The sequence below is a fragment of the Micromonospora sp. WMMA1996 genome, from assembly GCF_002573675.1.
Classification (GTDB): Bacteria; Actinomycetota; Actinomycetes; order Mycobacteriales; family Micromonosporaceae; genus Micromonospora; species Micromonospora sediminicola.
In genome coordinates this window covers 3,947,216-3,965,828 of the sequence record NZ_PDHU01000001.1, presented here as the reverse complement: position 1 = coordinate 3,965,828, position 18,613 = coordinate 3,947,216, and the positions used below count along the sequence as shown (strand labels likewise).

The 18,613-nt window shown below is 75.2% G+C and carries 14 protein-coding genes; 11 read left to right on the top strand and 3 right to left on the bottom strand.

Annotation, left to right across the window (positions count from 1 at the left end):
- Nucleotides 1-110 precede the first annotated feature (110 nt).
- Nucleotides 111-902: a DNA-formamidopyrimidine glycosylase family protein gene (locus tag COO58_RS18250; protein WP_091579808.1), complete on the bottom strand. Its 792-nt coding sequence runs from the start codon at nucleotides 900-902 to the stop codon at nucleotides 111-113.
- Between the two features lie 108 nt (nucleotides 903-1,010).
- Between COO58_RS18250 and COO58_RS18245 the strand changes: the two genes are divergently transcribed.
- On the top strand, nucleotides 1,011-2,252 hold the full coding sequence (locus COO58_RS18245; RefSeq protein WP_098745888.1) for a hypothetical protein: 1,242 nt from the start codon (nucleotides 1,011-1,013) through the stop codon (nucleotides 2,250-2,252).
- Nucleotides 2,253-2,279: 27 nt separating this feature from the next.
- Here COO58_RS18245 and COO58_RS18240 read toward each other — a convergent pair whose 3' ends face one another.
- Together COO58_RS18240 and COO58_RS18235 are read right to left on the bottom strand one after the other, a co-directional pair.
- The gene (locus COO58_RS18240) at nucleotides 2,280-3,170 is read right to left on the bottom strand and encodes an S-adenosyl-l-methionine hydroxide adenosyltransferase family protein (protein WP_098746440.1); all 891 of its coding nucleotides are present in this window, start codon (nucleotides 3,168-3,170) and stop codon (nucleotides 2,280-2,282) included.
- Nucleotides 3,171-3,323: 153 nt separating this feature from the next.
- Nucleotides 3,324-8,111, bottom strand: a complete 4,788-nt coding sequence (locus COO58_RS18235; protein ID WP_098745886.1) for a DEAD/DEAH box helicase — start codon at nucleotides 8,109-8,111, stop codon at nucleotides 3,324-3,326.
- Between the two features lie 168 nt (nucleotides 8,112-8,279).
- Between COO58_RS18235 and COO58_RS18230 the strand changes: the two genes are divergently transcribed.
- The 10 genes from COO58_RS18230 to COO58_RS18185 all read left to right on the top strand — a co-directional run bounded on the left by COO58_RS18230 (nucleotide 8,280) and on the right by COO58_RS18185 (nucleotide 18,570).
- Entirely contained in the window at nucleotides 8,280-8,639 is a 360-nt protein-coding gene (locus COO58_RS18230) for a hypothetical protein (RefSeq protein WP_091579801.1), read from the top strand.
- A 131-nt stretch (nucleotides 8,640-8,770) separates the two neighbouring features.
- Complete coding sequence (locus COO58_RS18225) at nucleotides 8,771-11,608, top strand: Na+/H+ antiporter subunit A (RefSeq protein ID WP_098745884.1); 2,838 nt, start codon at nucleotides 8,771-8,773, stop codon at nucleotides 11,606-11,608.
- A 55-nt stretch (nucleotides 11,609-11,663) separates the two neighbouring features.
- A complete protein-coding gene (locus tag COO58_RS18220) occupies nucleotides 11,664-12,140 on the top strand; it encodes a Na(+)/H(+) antiporter subunit C (protein WP_091579797.1) in 477 nt (158 codons plus the stop codon).
- Nucleotides 12,137-13,642 (top strand): Na+/H+ antiporter subunit D, encoded by a 1,506-nt coding sequence (locus tag COO58_RS18215; protein WP_098745881.1) that lies wholly within the window; start codon nucleotides 12,137-12,139, stop codon nucleotides 13,640-13,642. The genes COO58_RS18220 and COO58_RS18215 overlap by 4 nt, the downstream gene beginning before the upstream one ends.
- The gene (locus COO58_RS18210) at nucleotides 13,639-14,292 is read left to right on the top strand and encodes a Na+/H+ antiporter subunit E (protein ID WP_091579789.1); all 654 of its coding nucleotides are present in this window, start codon (nucleotides 13,639-13,641) and stop codon (nucleotides 14,290-14,292) included. The genes COO58_RS18215 and COO58_RS18210 overlap by 4 nt, the downstream gene beginning before the upstream one ends.
- A complete protein-coding gene (locus tag COO58_RS18205) occupies nucleotides 14,289-14,552 on the top strand; it encodes a monovalent cation/H+ antiporter complex subunit F (protein WP_091579786.1) in 264 nt (87 codons plus the stop codon). Before COO58_RS18210 ends, COO58_RS18205 begins: the two co-directional genes overlap by 4 nt.
- Nucleotides 14,553-14,616: 64 nt before the next feature.
- Nucleotides 14,617-14,946: a monovalent cation/H(+) antiporter subunit G gene (mnhG, locus tag COO58_RS18200; RefSeq protein WP_098746438.1), complete on the top strand. Its 330-nt coding sequence runs from the start codon at nucleotides 14,617-14,619 to the stop codon at nucleotides 14,944-14,946.
- 165 nt (nucleotides 14,947-15,111) lie between these two features.
- Nucleotides 15,112-16,467, top strand: a complete 1,356-nt coding sequence (locus COO58_RS18195) for a hemolysin family protein (protein WP_091579778.1) — start codon at nucleotides 15,112-15,114, stop codon at nucleotides 16,465-16,467.
- Entirely contained in the window at nucleotides 16,464-17,528 is a 1,065-nt protein-coding gene (locus COO58_RS18190; RefSeq protein WP_091579773.1) for a hemolysin family protein, read from the top strand. The genes COO58_RS18195 and COO58_RS18190 overlap by 4 nt, the downstream gene beginning before the upstream one ends.
- A 112-nt stretch (nucleotides 17,529-17,640) precedes the next feature.
- A complete protein-coding gene (locus COO58_RS18185; protein WP_098745880.1) occupies nucleotides 17,641-18,570 on the top strand; it encodes a sporulation protein in 930 nt (309 codons plus the stop codon).
- The last annotated feature ends 43 nt before the right edge of the window (nucleotides 18,571-18,613 follow it).

Genomic DNA, 18,613 nt, shown 5'->3' with positions numbered 1-18,613 from the left:
CTGACGATCGGTGAGCGGTCCACCGCAGCATGCGATGCCGAAGGTGCGGGAGGGAAGTACCCAATCGTCCGTATCTCGGGGGATCTTCGACGGTTCGTGGAAGTTCCACGTCACTCGCGTTCGGGTTGGCAGGCCGGACACCAGTAGGTGACCCGGTCGCCCAGCTCCTCCTTGCGGATCGCGGTCCCGCAGCGCCGGCACGGCTGGGCCCGCCGGCCGTAGACGTAACTGGTCCCGCCCCGGCGCAGCACGCCGGTGGTGCTCTGCGTCCAGCGCCCCCGGTTGGCGGCCAGCAACCGCTGGGCCAGCGTGACCGCGCCGGCCAGGTCCGGCACCGCGCGCACCGGCGTCCACGGGGACACGCCGCGCAGGAACAGCACCTCGCACTTGTAGAGGTTGCCCACCCCGGCCAGGTTGCGCTGGTCGAGCAGCGCCTCGCCGATGCTGAGGTCCGGGTGCGCGGACAGCCGGCGGACCGCCTCGTCCGGGTCCCAGTCCGCCCCGAGCAGGTCCGGCCCGAGGTGACCGACCAGCGACTCCTCCTCGCCGGTCGGCACGAGCGCCAGCTCGTGCAGGTGGTAGCCGACCGCCACCGCGCCGGGGGAGCGGAGCACCACCCGGATCAGGTGGGCCGGCCGGGCCGCCCAGCGTTCGCCCGGCGCGTACGCCCGCCACGCGCCGTCCATCCGCAGGTGCGAGTGCAGCGTCCAGGGCGTGGCGTCGGTGTCGTCGAGACGCAGCAGCAGGTGCTTGCCGCGGCTCGCCGACTCGCGCACGGTCCAGCCGGTCAGGTCGGTGGCGGCCAGCTGCGGCACGCGGAAGTCGGACCCGGTGAGCCGGGCCCCGGCCAGCGCGCGTTGCAGGACGCGCGCGGTGTTCCAGACGGTGTCGCCTTCGGGCACCCGCCCATTGTCCCCCGGCCGAGTGGAATTCGCATGTGTCGCTATTTGTACTGAGGTTCCACTTGATCTGCGGAAACGCAACGATCAGGAGGTTCTGAGGAGAATGACATGGCCTGTGCCCGACGACGTACCCTCGTCGCCCTGACCACCCTGCTCGCCGTCGCCGCCGGACTGCCCGGCGCCCCCGCGACGGCCGCGCCGCCACCCGCCGCCGCTCCGGACCCCGCCGCCGCCGAGCGCTGGACCGTCGACCTCGCCGTGCGCGGGGGCGACGACGTCAACGTCGCCTGGCGGTCCGGCCGCCTGCGGCTGGCCGACCCCCGGCCCGGCGCCCGCACCCGACCCGCCGCGGCGGGCGGCCCGGTCGCCGAGGGCATCCTGCTCGTCGCGCCGCGCGCGCTGGACCGGCCCGCCACCCGGGTCCGCGCCCGGCTCGCCGCCCGGACCGCCGACGGCGGCGGCGTGACGGCCCAGGTACGCGGCTGGCGCGCCCGGGGCTGGACCGAGTGGCGCGACGCCACCGAGGCGGTCTTCGACCAGCCGGTCACCCGGGTGCAGGCACGGGTGGTGCTGACCACCCGCGACGCCGCCTCCGAGGCCGCGGTGACCGGCCTGACCCTCACCGCCGACCAGGTCGCGGCCACCGCGGCCCAGCCGGCCGCCGCGCGCACCTACCGGGTGTACGCGACCCGGATCGGTCTCGTCGGCGGCGTCACCGCCAACGGGCACACCGTCGCCACCCGGGACCACTTCGCGGCGCTGCCCACCCGGCGGGGTCTCTCCCCCCGGGACACCGGCGACTACACGGTCAAGGTCTGCACCACCAGCGGCAGCCGCTGCGAGTACGCCCCGGTCTGGGACGTCGGCCCGTGGAACACCCGGGACGACTGGTGGAACCCGGCGGCGGTCCGGGAGAACTGGAAGGACCTGCCGCAGGGGCTGCCCGAGGCGCAGGCCGCCTACCAGGACGGCTACAACGGCGGACGCGACCAGTTCGGGCGGACCGTGCGCAACCCCGCCGGGCTGGACCTGGCCGACGGCACGTTCTGGGACGGGCTGCGGCTGCGCGACAACGCGTGGGTGGACGTGACGCTGCTGTGGACCGGCGGCGGCGCGCGGGCGGTGGTCGGCTCCGGGCCGCTGAACCTGCGCACCGGCGCGAGCACCGCGTACGCGAGCCGGGGCCTGGCCGCCACCCACGCCCACGTGCCGGTCCAGTGCTACGTGACCGGCCAGCGGATCGCCGGCACCTACCGCACCACGACCAGGTGGTACCGCCTGGTCGGCGGCACCTACGTCAGCCACGCGTACCTGTCCTCGGTCTACGGCGGCACCGTCCCCCGCTGCTGACCCTCCGACCCCCCGTCGATCTTGCAGTTAGGGCCCTCTCTCCGGGGCTTTCGTCCGTTGTGTCGGGGCGTCAACTGCAAGATCGCCGGGGCGGGGGGTGGTGATGGTGAGCACGTCGCCCGGGGTGGCGCGGAGGGTGTCGGCGGCTCGGGCGGTGTTCACCGCGACGGCCACGTGACCGGCCGAGTCGACGTGGACCACCAGGGCGCCGGGCGGGGCGTCGCCGAACGTGCGGCCGTGCACGGCCTCGTGCCCGTTCACCAGCACCCGGGACGGCAGGCCGTCGAGCAGCGCGCCGGGCGCGGCGAGCTGCACGTTGCCGAAGTGGTCGACGGTCAGCACCTCGGCGCTGAGGCCGCCGGGCTCGGCGCGGACCACCGGTTCCGGCAGCCGGACCAGCGTGCCCGGATCCACGGCCGGCCCGGCCTCGGCGAGCGGCGCGCCGAGCGCCAGCCGGGCGGCCACCGGCGCGAACACGTCCCGCCCGTGGAACGTGCGGAAGACGACCGGGCCCAACCAGTCGGGGTTGGTCAGCTCCACCGCGTCGGTCACCCCGCCGAGCGCCTCCGCCGCCGGAACCAGCAGCCCGTTGTCCGGCCCGACCAGCAACCCGCCGGGCGTGGCGAGCGCGATCCCACGCCGCTCGGTGCCGACCCCCGGGTCGACCACCGCGACGTGCACCCCCCACGGCAGGTACGGCACGGTCTGCGCGAGCACCGCCGCGCCCCGGCGTACGTCGGCCGGCGGCACCAGGTGCGTCACGTCGATCACCCGGGCGGTGGGCGCGAGCCGGGCCAGCACGCCGTGGCAGGCCGCCACGAACCCGTCGGCGAGCCCGTAGTCGGTGGTCAGCGAGACGCAGGGCAGGGTGCCGACGCCGTCCGCGTCAGGGCCACCCGGTGTGGTGGGCCGGATCATCGCCGGCCCGCCGGTGCGGGGCACCGGGAGCGGTGTCGTCGGGTGTACGACGTGATGTCGTCGGGTTGGGCGGGAGTCGCCATCTGCCCTCCTCGTGATCTCCGAACGGGTCTCGACGGGTTCCACCTTTAGCACGGGGGCGGACAGGGCAGGTCAGCCGCGCAGGCGCAGGCCGCGGGGGGTGGCCCGGAAACCGGCGGCGGTGAGCGCGTCGCGCAGCGGGGAGGTGTGCACCGCCTCGCCGTCCGCGCGCTCCACCGAGATCGCGCCGAGCGCGCCGGAGTGCACCGCGTCGGCGAGTGCCTTGCCCGCCGCGCCGAGCGTGTCGGTGTCGTCGGTGAACGACAGGATCGTGCGCCCGCCCCGCTCGACGTAGAGCACCAGGTCGCCGCCGACCAGCACGACCAGCGCACCCGCCTTGCGGCCGGCCCGGTGGCCGGTGGCCGGGGCCGTCCCGTCGCCGGAGTCGACCACGCGTTCCGGCCAGGGCAGCGCCGCGCCGTACGGGTTCGCCGGGTCGGTGGCGGCCAGCACCACGGCCGGGCCGCCCCGGTCCCGGGTGTCGTCGGTCAGCGCGCGGATGCGGTCGACCGCGCCGGGGACCGCGAACTGGGCCGCGCCCAGGCCCTCGACGAAGTAGCCGCGCCGGGCGGCCCCGCGCTCCTCCAGCGCGGACAGCACCGGGTAGACCGCGGCGAAACCGCCGGTCACCTGCTCCGCCACGACCGCGCCCCGGGTCACCACGCCGTGCCGTTCGAGCAGCAGGTCGGCCAGGGCGGCGGCCCGCCGGGTCGGGTCGAGGTCGCGTTCGGGCAGTCGGGACCAGCGGCCGGCCATGGTGGGCGGGCCGCCGCGGCTGGGCAGCGCGACCCGGCCGGGGCGGCGGTAGCGGGTGCGCGGCGCCGACGGCCGGGACCGGTGCGCCCCGCCGGCGCCCAGGGCGGCCCGCAGCGGGGCGAGCGTGTCGTTGGTGAGGTGACCGGCCCAGACCAGGTCCCACACCGCGCCCGACAGCGCGGCGTCGTCGGTGGAGCCGACCCGGTCGGCGAGCGAGCGGAAGAAGAGCGCCTGCCCGTCGCCGAGCGCGTCCAGCACGGACTCGTGCAGCGGGGTGAGCGTCAGCGCCTCGTCCGGCGGCGGCAGCAGCAGCGGCGCGACGTCGGCGTACGCGAGCGCCACCCACCCGTCGCCGCCGGAGATGGCACCCGCGCCGGCCCACACCACCTCGCCGCTCGCGCACAGCTCGTCGAGCTGGGCGGGGGAGTAGTCGGCCACCCGGGCGGGCAGCACCAGACGCTCCAGCGCGGACGCCGGCACCGTCGCGCCCTGCAACTGCTCGACGGTCGCGGCGAGCGCCTCGACCCCTCGGGCCGACGAGCCGACCTGCTGCCAGCGGGGCAGGAACGCGGCCAGTGCCCGGGGCGGCACCGGCTCGATCTCCCGCCGCAGCGCCGCGAGGGAGCGGCGGCGCAGCAGCCGCAGCACCTCGGCGTCGCACCACTGCGTGCCGACGCTGTCCGGCGCGAACTCGCCGGAGACCACCCGGCCGTTGCCGGCGAGCCGGCGCAGCGCCTGCTCGACCACGAACACGCCGAGGCCGAACCGGGCCGCGCAGGTGGCCGCCGCGAACGGGCCGTGGGTGCGGGCGTACCGGGCGACCAGGTCGCCGAGCGGGTCGGCCACCGGGGTCAGGTAGGCCTCGGCCACGCCGACGGGCAGCGCCACACCCAACGCGTCGCGAAGCCGGGCCGCGTCCTCGACGACCACCCAGCGGTCCTCGCCGGCGATCCGGACGCGCAGCACGCGGCGGGCCGCGGCCAGCTCCTCGGGCCAGGCGTCCGGCACCCCCCGCTCGGCCAGCTCGGCGGTGCTCAGGTCACCGACCACGCGGAGCAGTTCGACCACGTCCTCGGCGTCGCGGGGCCGGCGCTGCTCGGTGCGCCACCGCAGCTGGCGTTCGGTCTCGGCGAGCACCGCCGGGTCGAGCAGCTCCCGCAGGTCGACGCGGCCGAGCAGCTCCCCGAGCAGCCCGGAGTCGAGGGCCAGCGCGGCGGCACGCCGCTCGGCCAGGGGCGCGTCGCCCTCGTAGAGGAACGCCCCGACGTAGCCGAAGAGCAGCGACCGCGCGAAGGGGGACGGGCGCTCGGACTCCACCTCGACCAGGCGCACCTTGCGGGCGGCCAGGTCACGCATCAGCTCGGCCAGCGCCGGCTGGTCGAAGACGTCCTGGAGGCACTCCCGGGCCGCCTCCAGGGTGACCGGGAAGTCGGCGTACTCGCGGGCCACGTCGAGCAGTTGCGCGGCGCGCTGACGCTGCTGCCAGAGCGGCTGACGGCGACGCGGGTCGCGGCGGGGCAGCAGCAGCGACCGGGCCGCGCACTCGCGGAACCGGGAGGCGAACAGCGCCGACGTGCCGACGGACTCCTCGACCAGCTGGGCGATCTCGTCCGGCTCGAAGACCACCACGTCGGCGCCGGGCGGCTCGTCGGCGGTGTCCGGCAGCCGGACCACGATGCCGTCGTCGGAGGGCATGACCTGGGCGTCCACGCCGTAGCGCTCGGCCAGGCGGCGGCCGATGGCCAGCGCCCACGGGCCGTTGACCCGGGCGCCGAGCACCGAGTGCACGGCGAACCGCCAGTCGCCCAGCTCGTCGCGGAAGCGCTCGACCACCACCGTCCGGTCGTCGGGCAGCGAGCGGGTGGCCGCCTTCTGCTCGCGCAGGTAGGTCATCAGGTTGCCGGCGGCCCAGTCGTCCAGCCCGCCGGCGCGCAGCGCCGCCACCGCGTCGGTGTCGGACTGCCGCAGCAGCGCGCGGACCCGGGCGCCGATCGCCCGCCCCAGCTCCACCGGGCGGCCGAGCTGGTCGCCCTTCCAGAACGGCATCCGGGCGGCCTGGCCGGGCGCGGGGGAGACCAGCACCCGGTCGGGGGTGATCTCCTCGATCCGCCAGGACGACGAGCCGAGCAGGAACACATCGCCGACCCGGGACTCGTAGACCATCTCCTCGTCCAGCTCGCCCACCCGGGCCGCCCGTTCGGCGCCGGCCAGGAAGACGCCGAACAGACCCCGGTCGGGGATGGTGCCGCCGCTGGTCACGGCGAGCCGCTGGGCGCCGGGCCGGCCGGTCAGCACGTCGGTGGCCCGGTCCCAGACCAGGCGGGGTCGCAGCTCGGCGAACGCGGTCGACGGGTAGCGCCCGGAGAGCATGTCGAGCACCGCGTGCAGCGCCGAGTCGGGCAGCTCGGCGAAGGGCGCCGCGCGGCGCACCAGCACGGCCAGGTCACCGAGCTGCCACGGCTCCAGCGCCACCATGGCGACGATCTGCTGGGCCAGCACGTCGAGCGGGTTGCGCGGGTAGTGCAACTCCTCGATCGCGCCCTCGCCCATCCGCTCGGCCACGACGGTGCAGGAGAGCAGGTCGCCGCGGTGCTTGGGGAAGACCACGCCGCGCGACACCGCGCCGACCTGGTGCCCGGCCCGGCCCACCCGTTGCAGGCCGGCGGCGACGCTCGGCGGCGCCTCGATCTGCACCACCAGGTCGACCGCGCCCATGTCGATGCCCAGCTCCAGGCTGGAGGTGGCGACCACGGCGGGGAGCTGGCCGGACTTGAGCGCCTCCTCGATGTGTTTGCGCTCCTCCCGGGAGACGCTGCCGTGGTGCGCCCGAGCGATCACCGGGGGCGCGCCGGCCGCCGCGCCGGACTGCGCCATCACCTCCGCCGGCTGCCGCGGCGCGCGCACCGGCCCGACCGGCCCGCCGAACGCCTCGGCCCCGCTCCGGCCGCCGGCCCTGTCGGCCGCGTCCCGGCCACCGGCCGCGGCGGCCCCGTCCCGGCCGCCTGCCGCGTCCGCCGGACCGTCGCCGTCCGCCGGCCCGCCGGCACCGGCCGGCGGGCCGTCGCCGGTCGGCAACAGATCGGATACGCGCACCGGCTCACCGCCCCGGGCCACGCGGCTGCCCCCGGGCGGGGTCGACGCCTCCAACTCCTCGGCGGCCAGCTCGTTGAGGCGGGCGCAGAGCCGCTCGGCGCTGCGCCGGGAGTTGGTGAAGACGATGGTGGACCGGTGCGCCCGGATCAGCCCGAGCACGCGCTCCTCCACGGCCGGCCAGATCGAGGGCCGGCGCGGGCCGAGGCCGCCGAGCTCGTCCTCCGGCGGCTCCTGCTCGTCGAGGCGGGTCATGTCCTCCACCGGAACCTGGACACTGACCTCGATCGTCTTGTCGGCCGGCGGCTGCACCACGTCGACCGGGCGGGCGCCGCCGAGGAACCGGGCGCACACGTCGATCGGGCGGACCGTGGCCGACAACCCGATCCGCTGGGCCGGGCGTTCCAGCAGCGCGTCGAGGCGCTCCAGGGAGAGCGCCAGGTGCGCGCCGCGCTTGGTGCCGGCCACCGCGTGCACCTCGTCGACGATCACCGTGTCCACCCCGCGCAGCGAGTCGCGGGCGGCGGAGGTGAGCAGCAGGAACAGTGACTCAGGGGTGGTGATGAGGATGTCCGGCGGGGTGCGGGCGAAGGCCCGCCGCTCGTCGGCCGGGGTGTCGCCGGTGCGCATGCCGACGGTGATGTCGGGCGGGACGAGGTCGAGCCGGGTGGCGGCCTGGCGGATGCCGGTGAGCGGGGCGCGCAGGTTGCGCTCCACGTCGACGGCGAGCGCCTTGAGCGGGCTGACGTAGAGCACCCGGCAGCGCCGCCTCGGGTCGGCGGGTGGTGGTTCCTTGGCCAGCCGGTCGAGCGACCAGAGGAACGCCGCCAGGGTCTTGCCGGAACCGGTGGGCGCGACGACCAGGGCGTTGCGCCCGGCGGCCACCGAGTGCCAGGCGCCCCGCTGGGCGGGCGTGGGCGCGGCGAAGGCCGCGGCGAACCACTCCCGCGTCGCCGCGCCGAATTCCGCCAGCACCCCGTCGGCCGGGGCCACGTCGTCCGCCACGCCCACCATCCTGCCGCGCCGGTGTGACATCCGGCCGGACGTGGGACCGGTTCTGTCCCGGGCACACATTCCACGCGAGTAATGGGCGGTTAATCCGTTAAGTCTTACTTAACTGCTTGCTTGCAGGGTGCAACATAAAGTAACTTCACTCGCAACGCGGCGTGGCTGGAGGCGTGGATGACCGTCGAGGAACGAGGCTCCAGGCCCGGCACCGACGTGCTCATCCGCAAGGTCGACAGCCGGCTCGCCGCGCTCCGCGCCAACCTGCGCGGCTCCGACCTGGAGCTGGCCGAGGAACTGGCCCGGCGCCTGCGCGAGCTGGTCGTCGCCACCGCCTTCTCCAGCGCAGCCGACCGGGCCCTGGTCCGGGCCGCGGTGCACTACTTCGTCCTGCGTCGGGAGACCCGCGACGCCCGGCTGCCGGTCCGCTCCCTCGCGGCCGCGCAACGCGTCGTCGACAAGGCGGCCCGCCAGCTCGGCCACCCGGCTGCCTCGGCGGACCTCCGCCCCACCCCCACCCCGGCCCCCCTCCCCTGAACCCGGTTCCACAGCACCCCTCGGGGGTGGGTGGGTTTTCGGAAAACGGCGCGGGTGGGTGCGGAAGTGGCGTCTGATCGGTCGTACCCGCAGCGTGCCCCCGCGCGCTGTCGCCTCGACCGGGAGTGCGTGTGCTCGTCCTGCTGATCCTGCACCTGGTGGCGGCGCTGCTCGCCCCGCTGCTGGTTCGCACCTGGGGGCCGCGCGCCTGCCTGCTGCTCGCGCTCGCCCCGGCCGCCACGGCCGGCTGGGCGGTGGCCCACACCGGGGCGGTACGCGACGGCGGCGCGGTGGTCGAGACCTACCCCTGGATCGCGCAACTCAACCTCGACCTGGCGCTGCGGGTGACCACGCTGTCCTGGGTGATGCTGCTGCTGGTCGGCGGCGTCGGCGCGCTGGTGCTGGTCTACTCCGCCCGCTACTTCGAGGCCGGCTCCGTCGGGCTGGCCCGGTTCGCCGCCGTCATGGTCGCCTTCGCCGGGGCGATGGTCGGTCTGGTCGTCTCCGACGACCTGCTGCTGCTCTACGTGTTCTGGGAGCTGACCACGGTCTTCTCCTACCTGCTGATCGGGCACAGCACCGAGCGCCGGTCCAGCCGGTGGGCCGCCGCCCAGGCGCTCACCGTCACCACGCTCGGCGGGCTGGCCATGCTGGTCGGGTTCCTGCTGCTCGGCCACCACGCCGGGGGCTACCGCTGGTCGGTGGTGGCCGCCGCGCCGCTGCCCGGCGGCGGCTACCTGGTCACGGCGGTGCTGCTCGTCCTCGCCGGCGCGCTGGCCAAGTCCGCGATCTTCCCGTTCAACGCCTGGCTGCCGGTGGCGATGGCCGCGCCCACGCCGGTGAGCGCGTACCTGCACGCCGCCGCGATGGTGAAGGCCGGCGTCTTCCTCCTGGGGCTGCTCGGCCCGGCGCTCGCGCCGGCCGGGCCGTGGCGGCCGGTCACCGTGGTCGCCGGGCTGGTCACGCTGGCGATCGGCGGGTGGGCGGCGTTGCGGCAGACCGACCTCAAGCTGCTGCTGGCGTACGGGACGGTCAGCCAGCTCGGCCTGCTCGCGGTGATGTTCGGGGCGGGTACCCCGAAGGCGGCGCTGGCCGGCGTGGCGATGCTGGCGGCGCACGCGTTGTTCAAGGCTGCGCTCTTCCTCGTCGTGGGCATCCTCGACCACGAGGCCGGCACCCGGGACCTGCGGGACCTGTCCGGGGTGGGCCGGGCCGCCCCGGTGCTGGCCACGGTCGCCGGGCTGGCCGCCGCCTCGATGGCCGGGCTGCCGCCGCTGCTCGGGTTCGTGGGCAAGGAGGCGGTGCTCGCCGCGTTCACCGGAGACCCGCTGGTGCTGGCCGTGCTGGTGGCCGGCAGCGCGCTGACCGTCGCCTACAGCATCCGCTTCCTGTGGGGCGCGTTCGGCACCCGGCCGGGCGTGCCGGACACCGAGATGGCGCGGCCCCCGGCCGCGATGCTCGTGCCGCCCGCGGTGCTCGCCGTGGCCGGGTTCGTCGCCGGCCCGGCCGCCGGCTGGTTGAGCGACCTGTTCGAGCCGTACGCGGAGCTGTTCGGCCCGGTCGAGGAGCACCTGGCGCTGTGGCACGGGCCCACTGCGGCGCTCGGCCTCTCCGCCCTGGTGCTGGCCGGCGGCGTGGTGCTGCACCTGGTCCGCGGCCCGCTCACCCCGGTGCTGGCCCGGCTGCGGTCGCCGGTCGGCGGCAACCAGGGGTACGAGTGGGTGACGCACCGGTTCGACCTGCTCGCCATCGAGGTCACCGGCGCCACCCAGCGCGGCTCGCTGCCGCAGTACCTCGGCACCGTGCTGGTCGCCCTGGTGCTCGTGCCGGGCACGGCGATGCTGGCCACCGCGCCCTGGCGGGTCCACCTGGCGCCCTGGGACAACCCCGCCCAGTTGGTGGTCTGCGTGGTGATCGCGGTCGCCGCGGTGCTCGCGGTGGGCGCGCGTCGCCGGCTCACCGCGATGCTGCTGGTCGGCGTGACCGGCTACGGCACCGCGATGATGTTCGTCCTCTACGGCGCGCCGGACCTGGCCCTCACCCAGTTCCTGGTGGAGACCGCCACCATCGCCGTGTTCGTGCTGGTGCTGCGCCGGCTGCCGGAACGCTTCTCGGCCCGGCCGCTGCGCCGCAGCCGCTGGGTACGCCGGTGCGTCGGGCTCGCCGCCGGCCTGGTGATGGCCGGCCTGGCGCTGGCCGCGTCCGGCGCGCGGCGGGCGCCGTCTATCTCCGCGGCGTTCCCGGACCTCAGCGTCGCCGAGGGGTACGGCCGCAACGTGGTCAACGTGACCCTGGTCGACATCCGGGCCTGGGACACGATGGGGGAGCTGGCGGTGCTCGTGGTGACCGCGACCGGGGTGGCCAGCCTGATCTTCGAGCGCTCCCGCACCGGGCCCCGGCCACGCCGGCCCCAGCCGGCCGGGCTGCGCCCCGGTGACCGGCGCACGGTCTGGTTGCGCGGCGGGCAGACGCTGCGCGAGCGGCGGCGCTCGATCGTGTTCGAGGTGGTCACCCGGCTGATCTTCCACACCATGCTGCTCTTCTCGCTGTTCCTGCTCTTCTCCGGGCACAACGCGCCGGGCGGCGGGTTCTCCGGCGGGCTCGTCGCCGGCCTCGCGCTGGCCCTGCGTTACCTGGCCGGCGGGCGGTACGAGCTGGCCGAGGCCGCGCCGGTCGGCGCCGGGATGGTGCTCGGCGCCGGGCTGGCCGTCTCGGTCGGCAGCGGGGTGGTCGGCCTGGCGCTGACCGGCGACGTGCTGCAGAGCGTGAAGGTGGACCTGTGGCTGCCCCTGGTCGGCCACTTCTACCTGGTCACGTCGCTCTTCTTCGACATCGGCGTCTACCTGGTGGTGGTGGGGCTGGTACTGGACATCCTGCGCAGCCTGGGCGCCGAGGTGGACCGGCACGTGGAGGCCGCCGGCGAACCGGGTCGCGGCCTGACCGTCCAGCGCGAGGGCGGGACCCCGTGAGCGCGAGGAGTGAGCCGGGGTTGCGAGCCCCGCAGTCGCGATCAAGGGGGGTTCCGTGACGCGGGGGGCGGCCGGGCCGACGTTGGTGCTGGTGCTGGCGGTCGGGGTGCTCGTGGCCACCGGCGTCACGCTGCTGCTGGAGCGCAGCCTGACCCGGATCCTGCTCGGCGTGATCCTGCTCGGCAACGGGGTGAACCTGCTCATCCTGCTGGGCGGGCGGTCCGGCGAGGCGCCGCTGGTCGGCAGCGCGCCGGCCGGTGCGATGAGCGACGCGCTGCCGCAGGCGATGGTGCTGACCGCCGTGGTGATCACGTTCGGGTTGACCGCGTTCCTGCTCGCGGTCGCGTACCGCAGCTGGTACACCAGCGGCGACGACGAGGTGCAGGACGACCTGGAGGACCGGCAGATCGTCCGGCTCGCCGAGCGCAACGAGGTGTCCACCGCCGACCTGGGGGGCGAGGGCCCGGACGACGACCCGGAGCAGGTCGATCCGGAGCCCGCCCGCCGCCGACTGCGCCGGGACGGCACATGAGCGCGCTGGTGCCGCTGCCGGTGGTGGTGCCGCTGCTCGGCGCCGCGCTCACCCTGATCCTGGCCGGACGGCCCCGGTTGCAGCGGTCGATCAGCGTGCTGTGCCTGAGCAGCGTGCTGGTGGTCGCGGCGGTGCTGCTCGTGCAGGCGTACCGGCAGGGGCCGGTGGTGGTGCGGGTGGGCGGCTGGCCGCCGCCGGTCGGCATCGTGCTGGTGGCCGACCAGTTGGCGGCGCTGATGCTGGTGGTCTCCTCGGCGGTCACGCTCTGCGTGCTGCTCTACTCGATCGGCCAGGGGCGGGGGGAGACCAGCGAGACGGCGCCGGTGAGCATCTTCCACCCCACCTATCTGGTGCTCACCGCGGGCGTGACGAACGCCTTCCTGGCCGGCGACCTGTTCAACCTGTTCGTCGGCTTCGAGATCCTGCTCGCCGCGAGCTTCGTGCTGATCACGCTCGGCGGCACCGAGGCGCGGCTGCGCACCGGCTCCACGTACGTGGTGGTCAGCATCCTGTCGTCGATGCTGTTCCTGTCCGCCGTGGGGCTGGTCTACGCGGCCACCGGCACCCTGAACATGGCGCAGCTCGCCGGCCGGTTGGACGCGCTGCCCTCCGGCGTACGCCTGACCCTGCAGCTCATGCTGCTGCTCGCGTTCGGCATCAAGGCGGCGGTCTTCCCGGTCTCCGCCTGGCTGCCGGACAGCTACCCGACCGCGCCCGCGCCGGTCACCGCCGTCTTCGCCGGCCTGCTCACCAAGGTCGGCGTGTACGCGATCATCCGCACCGAGACGCTGCTGTTCCCGGGCGGCCAGGTGGACGGCCTGCTGATGGTGGTGGCCGGCCTGACCATGGTGGTCGGCATCCTCGGCGCGGTCGCCCAGTCGGACATGAAGCGGCTCTTCTCCTTCACCCTGGTCAGCCACATCGGCTACATGATCTTCGGGGTGGCGCTGAGCAGCGTCGCCGGCCTGTCCGGGGCGATCTTCTACGTGGTGCACCACATCACCATCCAGACCACGCTCTTCCTGGTCGCCGGTCTGGTCGAGGAGCGGGCCGGCAGCACCGACCTGCGCCGCCTGGGCGGGCTGGCGCGGATCACCCCGCTGCTCGCCGTGCTCTTCTTCGTGCCGGCGATGAACCTCGCCGGCATCCCGCCGTTCTCCGGCTTCCTGGGCAAGCTGGGCCTGCTCCAGGCCGGCGTGTCGGCCGGCGGTCCGCTGCCCTTCGTGCTGGTCGCGGCCGGGACGATGACCAGCCTGCTCACCCTCTACGCCGCGTCCCGGGTGTGGAACATCGCGTTCTGGCGGGCGCCCCGGCTGGCCACCGACACGCCGATCGTGCGGCTGCCCGGCCTGATGGTCGGGGCCACCACCGCGCTGGTCGCGATCGGCGTGCTGCTCACCCTGGCGGCCGGGCCGCTGTTCCAGGTCACCGCCGACGCCGCCACCGACCTGCGCCAGCGCACCCCGTACGTGCGGGCCGTGCTGCCCCGGGACGTGCCGTGACCGACGACCTGCCCCCGGGTCGGGGCCCCGTGGGGGAGCCGACCGGCGACGTACCCCAGGCCACGCCGCGGCCGGACCCGCCCGCGCCGGCGGTGGGCCGGGGCGGGCGGCGGCGCGACCAGGCGCTGGCGCTCGGCTGGCTGGTCGTCGCCTGGCTGCTGCTCTGGGGCGACGTGTCCTGGGGCAACCTGCTCGCCGGCCTGGTGCTCGGCACGGCCGTGCTGGTCTTCTTCCCGCTGCCGCCGGTCACGTTCGGCGGCCGGCTGCGCCCGGGCGCGCTGCTGGTGCTGGCCGGCACGTTCGTGGCGGAGCTGGTCAGCGCCAGCCTGCACGTCGCCGCCGTCGCGGTACGCCCCGGCTACCGCCCGCGCGGCGGGATCATCGCGGTGCCGCTGCGGGTCCGCACCGACCTCAACCTGGCGCTCACCGCCGAGGTGATCTCGCTGGTGCCGGGCACCCTGATCCTCGACATCGACCGCGCGCGGGGCGTGCTCTACGTGCACGTGCTCGACGTCCGCGGCCCCGAGGACCTGGCCGGCAGCCGCGAGCGCGTGCTCTCCGTCGAACGGCGCATCGTCCGCGCCGTCGGCTCTCCCACCGAGGTACGGCAGCTCGACCTCGAACCCGTCGAACGGAGGAACCACCCGTGACCGTCCTGCTCGCCGTCGCGCTGACCGTGCTGCTCTCGGCCACCGCGCTGCTCGCCCTGGCCCGGATCTACCGCGGCCCGTCCCTGCTCGACCGGGTCGTCGGGGCCGACCTGCTGCTGGCGGCCATGCTCGGCGCGGTGGGGGCGGAGGCGGCGGTCAACCGGCACGCCAGCACGCTGCCGATCCTGGTGGTGCTCTCCCTGCTCGGGTTCGTCGGGTCGGTGTCGCTGGTCCGCTTCGCCGTCCGGGCCGAATCGTGAGCGCGAGGAGTGAGCCGGGCCTGCGAGCCCCGCAGTCGCGAACAGACGGGGGGTCAGCGTGAGCGTGAGCGGGGTCGCGGACTGGGCCGGGGGGATCCTGCTGCTGGCCGGGGCGCTGCTCAGCCTGGTCGCCGGGATCGGGCTGGTGCGCTTCCCGGACACGCTGGACCGGATGCACGCGGCCACCAAGCCGCAGGTGCTCGGCGTGCTGCTGCTCCTGGCCGGCCTGGCGCTGCGCCTGCGTACGCCGTCGGACCTGGGCATGCTGGTGCTGGTGGCGATCTTCCAGCTCTCCACCGCGCCGGTCGCCGCGCAGATGATCGGCCGGGCCGCCTACCGGTCCGGGCGGGTCGACCGGACGCTGCTGGACGTCGACGAGCTGGCCGAACGATGAGGAACCGGACGTGGCGGAGGCTTTTCGGCACCTTCAGCGGGCGTCCAGCGAGCACCGATAAAATGGCGACATGATCGACTCTCCTGCCCCGGAGGGCAGCAGTAGCCGGCCGGGTCGTACCCGGCATCTTCCCGACCCGACGACCCCGGGAGCCCTGAACCTCCCGTGCTGATCCTCGTCGGCCTTCTTCTCATCATCGTGCTCACCGCCGCCACCGGTTACTTCGTGGCCCAGGAGTTCGGTTACGTCGCCGTGGACCGGGGCAAGCTCAAGCAGCTCGCCGACGGTGGCGACCGTGCCGCGGCCCGGGCCCTGGAGGTCACCGGGCGGCTCTCCTTCATGCTCTCCGGCGCCCAGCTCGGCATCACCGTGACCGCCCTGCTGGTCGGTTACGTCGCCGAGCCGTTCCTGGGCGCCGGGCTGGCCGAGCTGCTCGGCCTCACCGGCGTGTCCAGCGCCGTGGCGCTGCCGCTGTCGGTGGTGCTCGCCCTGGTCATCGCCACCGTGGTGCAGATGGTCCTGGGCGAGCTGGCCCCGAAGAACCTGGCCATCGCCCGGGCCGAGCCGCTGGCCCGGGCGCTGTCCCGCTCCACCCTGATGTACCTGCGGATCGCCGGGCCGCTGATCACGCTCTTCGACCGGGCCGCCGTACGGCTGCTCCGGCGGGTCGGCATCGAGCCGATCGAGGAGCTGCCCAGCGGCGCGACCCCGGAGGACCTGGAACAGATCATCGCCGAGTCCCGGGAGGAGGGGCACCTCGACGCGACCATGTCCGACCTGCTCGACCGGGGCCTCGACTTCCGGGAGCTGACCGCGGGTGAGGCCATGGTGCCCCGGGTGGACGTGCACACCGTCCGCGCCGACGAGCCGGTCAGCCGGATCGTGGAGATGCTCGACACCGGCCACTCCCGGTTCCCGGTGCGCGGCGCCGAGGGCGTCGACGACCTGGTCGGCATCGTCGGCATCGCCGACGTGCTGGGGGTGCCCCCGGCCGAGCGCGCGACCACCCGGGTCGACGCGGTGGCCGTACCCCCGTTGCTGGTGCCCGAGACGCTGCCCCTGCCGACGGTGCTGGACCGGCTCCGGTCCGGGCACCGGCAGCTCGCCTGCGTGGTCGACGAGTACGGCGGCTTCGCCGGCGTGATCACGCTGGAGGACCTGGCGGAGGAGCTGGTCGGGCCGATCCGGGACGAGGACGACCCGCCGGAGCGCGCTCCGGCGCGGCAGGAGGACGGCTCGTGGGTGGTGCCGGCGCGCTGGCGGATCGACGAGGTCGCCGACAGCACCGGCATCGAACTGCCTGAGGCGCCGGAGTACGACACGCTCTCCGGGCTGGTCATGCGGGAGCTGGGCCGGGTGCCCGAGGTCGGTGACCGGTTGGAGATCGCGCAGGTGGTCGACGGCGACGAGTCGGCGTCCGGGCCCCGGGTGCTGGTCGAGGTGCTGGCCGTGGACCGGCACGTGGCCGACTCGGTGCGGCTGCGCCCGACCGCCGACGTGCCCGGGGAGGGAGCGGCATGACCCCCGGTTTCGCGCTCATCTTCTCCGGAGTGCTGCTGGCGCTCAACGGGTTCTTCGTGGCGGCCGAGTTCGCGCTGGTCGCCTCCAAGCGGTACCGGCTGGAACAGTCGGCGGCCGGTGGTGGCCGGGCGGCCCGCGCGGCGCTGGACGGCGTCCGCGAGCTGAGCCTGATGCTGGCCGGCGCCCAGCTCGGCATCACGCTGTGCACGCTGGGCCTCGGTGCGCTGGCCGAGCCGGCCATCGAGCACCTGCTCAGTCCGCTGCTGCACGCGGTCGGCCTGCCGGACGCGGCCAGCCACGTGGTGGCCCTGGTGTTCGCGCTGGGGCTCGTCACGTTCCTGCACCTGGTGGTCGGCGAGATGGCCCCGAAGTCCTGGGCGATCACCGACGCGGAGCGCTCGGCGATGCTGCTGGCGCTGCCGTTCCGGGCCTTCGCCCGGATCGCCCGCCCGGTCCTCTCCCTGCTCAACGGGCTGGCCAACGCGATGCTGCGACTGGTCGGCGTGCAGCAGCAGGACCAGCTCGCCCAGGTGCACGGCCCGGACGAGCTGCGCATCCTGCTGGAGCAGTCCCGGGAGCACGGCCTGCTCGGCGCCGAGCAGCACCAGCTGCTGACCAGCATGCTGGAGTTGCAGGGCACCACCGTGGCCCAGGTGATGGAACCGTTCGACCGGATCGTCACGGTCCGCCGGGACGACACCGCCGAGCGGATCGAGCACGTCTCCCGGGACAGCGGCCGGTCCCGCCTGGCCGTGGTCGACGCCGGTGGCGAGGTGTGCGGCCTGGTCCACGTGCGGGAGGCGGTGCGCGCGGTCACCACCGGGCGCCCGGCGACCGCCGAGGAGCTGATGACGAACGCGTTCACGCTGCCCGCCGAGGCGTCGGTGACCGAGGCGGTGGCCGCGATGCGCGGCCGGCAGGCCCAGCTCGCGCTGGTGCGCAACGGCGGCGGGCCGACCCGGCCGATCGGCTTCGTCGCGCTGGAGGACCTGCTGGAGGAGGTCATCGGCGAGTTCGACGACGAGACCGACCCGGTGCCGCGGGGCCGACGGATGCGCTGATCCCCACCCTCGTGTCGAGGTGGCGGTGTCCGGGTCGCCCGGATGCCGCCACCTCGCCGATCCGGCCCCGGCGGAGGGCGCATGCGGGGGCGGGCAGCGGGAATGCCACCGCATGCGGCTGACCGGGGTGTCGCGGGGGTCGGCCTGGACCGGGCTCTCGGTGAGCACCACGCTGCCGAACCCGAGCACCCGGCCGGGACTGCGCCTGCCGGGGCGGGTGATCCTGCGCGCCGACGGCGAGGACGTCCCGGTCCGGCACATCCGGCTGGGGCTGGTCACATCCGTCGAACCGGAGGACCCGGGGTCGCCGCGCCGGCTCGTGCAGTACCACCGGTGGCCGATCGCCGGGCGGTTCGTGGTGCCGGCCGGCAGACGGCGGGCGGTCGACTTCGCGGTGCCGCTGCCGTGGGAGACGCCGGTCACCATGTTCGGCGGGGTGCCGCTGCTGAGTCTGCGTACCGGGCTGCGCACCGAGGTGTCCGTCGACCCGGACCTGGACCAGGGCGAGATGGTGCCGGTGCTGATCCATCCGCTGCCCACCCAGCAGCACCTGCTCGCCGCGCTGGACACGCTCGGCTTCGTGATGCGCCAGGCCGGGTTCCAGCAGGGCCGGCTGCCCGGGGTGGAGCAGACGTTGCCGTTCCAGCAGCGGCTGGGCTTCTGGGCCGCTCCGCTCTACGCCGGCCCGATGACCGAACTCGAAGTGATCATGGTGACGACCTCGGTCGGCATGGAGGTGCTGTTCTGGCTGGACCGGCGGCTCTCCCTGGCCGGCGTGACCCACCAGAGCATCAGCCGGTTCCGGGTCTGGCACGCCGGCGCCGACCAGCGGGACTGGGTGGCGACCGTGGACGGCTGGCTGCGGCACGCCATCGACCGGCACGCGGCGGCCGCCTCGCACGCGGACTGGTCGGCCACGATCCGCGAGTCGGCGCACGTCAGCCGCCACCCCGACCAGCCCGTCGCCCCCGGCTACGGCCTGGGCGGCACCGCCGGCGGCGCCGGCGTCGGTGGCGGCGGGAGCGGCGGCGACGGCACCTGAGCGCCGTCCCGGCCCCGAGCGCGGGTGTTAAGAAGGGGCCCTT

What these genes read in the sequence shown, in the direction of transcription:
- COO58_RS18245 (WP_098745888.1), top strand. Translation starts at nt 1,011, where the DNA reads ATGGCCTGTGCCCGACGACGTACCCTCGTCGCCCTGACCACCCTGCTC.
- COO58_RS18240 (WP_098746440.1), bottom strand. Translation starts at nt 3,170, where the DNA reads ATGATCCGGCCCACCACACCGGGTGGCCCTGACGCGGACGGCGTCGGC.
- COO58_RS18235 (WP_098745886.1), bottom strand. Translation starts at nt 8,111, where the DNA reads ATGGTGGGCGTGGCGGACGACGTGGCCCCGGCCGACGGGGTGCTGGCG.
- COO58_RS18230 (WP_091579801.1), top strand. Translation starts at nt 8,280, where the DNA reads ATGACCGTCGAGGAACGAGGCTCCAGGCCCGGCACCGACGTGCTCATC.
- COO58_RS18215 (WP_098745881.1), top strand. Translation starts at nt 12,137, where the DNA reads ATGAGCGCGCTGGTGCCGCTGCCGGTGGTGGTGCCGCTGCTCGGCGCC.
- COO58_RS18190 (WP_091579773.1), top strand. Translation starts at nt 16,464, where the DNA reads ATGACCCCCGGTTTCGCGCTCATCTTCTCCGGAGTGCTGCTGGCGCTC.
- COO58_RS18185 (WP_098745880.1), top strand. Translation starts at nt 17,641, where the DNA reads ATGCGGCTGACCGGGGTGTCGCGGGGGTCGGCCTGGACCGGGCTCTCG.